This is a genomic window from Klebsiella sp. A-Nf5 (genome assembly GCF_002810545.1).
Lineage (GTDB): Bacteria > Pseudomonadota > Gammaproteobacteria > Enterobacterales > Enterobacteriaceae > Klebsiella > Klebsiella variicola.
The window spans coordinates 1-1,668 of record NZ_PIOG01000070.1 but is presented as its reverse complement, the minus strand read 5'-3'; the positions used below and the strand labels follow the sequence as shown (position 1 = coordinate 1,668).

Annotated in this window: 2 protein-coding genes and 1 pseudogene; all 3 read right to left on the bottom strand. The window is 52.1% G+C overall.

Annotated features, from left to right (window positions below; translation table 11 throughout):
- Window positions 1-220: pseudogene (locus CWM53_RS32330) on the bottom strand (hypothetical protein); the annotation flags it as partial.
- Between the two features lie 26 nt (window positions 221-246).
- A complete protein-coding gene (imm45, locus tag CWM53_RS08210; protein ID WP_074387162.1) occupies window positions 247-558 on the bottom strand; it encodes an Imm45 family immunity protein in 312 nt (103 codons plus the stop codon).
- Window positions 558-1,668, bottom strand: a 1,111-nt coding sequence (locus CWM53_RS08205; protein ID WP_206062610.1) for a VENN motif pre-toxin domain-containing protein, incomplete at its 5' end; no start/stop codon positions are given. The genes CWM53_RS08205 and imm45, both read right to left, overlap by 1 nt.

Below are 1,668 nucleotides of genomic sequence, written 5' to 3'. Positions count from 1 at the left end.
CGCTCTGCGCCGCCTGCGCGTTCAGCTTGCCCTGCGTCACCAGCACATCACTCACCTGGCGCCCGATTTCACCTGTCTTCTGCGCCGTCGCCAGCCGGTTCTGCTCTTTCTCCTTATCAAATATCGGACTCAGCGTCTGGTTCGCATGCGCCGCATCCCGGCTTAACCCCGTCACGTCCTGCTGCTGATTCGCGCCATCGCGGATAACCGCCGATAACTCGATCCCGGCGCTGGGGCCGGGATCTTTTACTCAATGGGCGTTGCTACATATTCTTCCAGGATATGAACGTCTTCAACATTACATTCTGGATAGATCCATTTTGCCCAGTTGTTGATAACCCATGTTGTACTTAAAGCTCTACCTTCCTTCGAACAACTTTCAGCAGGCAATGCTATTAATATTAAACCTGCTTTATAGCCAGTAGACACAACTAGACCATGAGTATCAAAAAGATCGATAACCATAAAATCTACCCATGACTCATAAGGCCAAACCGCCGGTAATCTAAAAACCGAACCTCTCTTGATAGACTCATTTTTATAATCAACCAATCTCATTATTTCACCTTCAAATTGTGACCGCCCGATTTATCTTGGCTGTTAGGTATCTTTTGCATAGAGAAGTCAACCTCACCTAAGTGCTTCCCTTTCGGTGTCAGAACTTCAAATCGTGCATGTTGCGTATCAAGCGCATAAAGGTTTCCATCTTGATCTTTATACACTTCCCGACCACCATTCATTTGAGTTAATCGATTATCCTTAACCATGCCGTTCTCTGCGGCTACCTTTGGAGCTGTTTGTTTTATAATAGCTACACGCTCTCCCGGCGGAAGACTGACTAAACTTTTCTCGAAGGCGCCGACTGCCTGACCTGTTGCGATTTTAATGGTAGGATCAACTGCCTTAACAACGTTCGGCAATTTCTTACCCGGCAACATAATCCCTGCCAGCATTCCACCTGTGGCTTCCAGCGCAGCCTGATTTCCTCCGGCCGCCTGTTTGACCGTATCCGCAACCGCTGACCAAGTTTCGCTTTTCATCAGCGCGGCAACACTATCGGCCACTGCCTGATTTTTCCCGGCCAGATCGCTCATTGCTCTGCTGCAATAACTGTCGCCCGCAGCACATGAAGCCAGCGCCATTGCTGCATCCGCAACATAATCTGCTGAACCTAATGCTGCATCACTAGTATCTGCAAGGGCGTTAATAATACCGTTTGCGATGGAAGAAGTCGTACCCTCGCCAAGTTTGTCCCTGACCTGAGTTTTCCACCACTCAGCGCTCTCTTTAACTGATTTCCGGGATTCATCCCCGGCCAGAGAGTTATTCTCCACCGCATTCTTCCCGGCCTGCGCACCCGCCACCGCATCCGCGCTGCTGCCTCCGCTAAGCCCACCCATCAGTCCCGCCGCCAGCGTACTCAGCGCGCTTATCGTCGACTTCTGCTCTTCCGACAGCTCTTCTGTCTTAACACCCGGATAATATTCCGCCGCTATCCAGCGTCCCAGCAATTCGCCGCTCACCGCGCCTGCCGCCCCCGCCAGCGCGCTGTTATTTCCCGATGCCGCCGCTATCGCTCCCCACACCGCGTGCGCCATCGCATTGGCTTCCACATTCACCTTGCCCGTCGCGCTGTCCGTCGTCTGGCTGTGAATGATTTCCGCCACA

Coding starts and splice junctions, on each gene's coding strand:
- imm45 (WP_074387162.1), bottom strand. CDS start 558: ATGAGATTGGTTGATTATAAAAATGAGTCTATCAAGAGAGGTTCGGTT.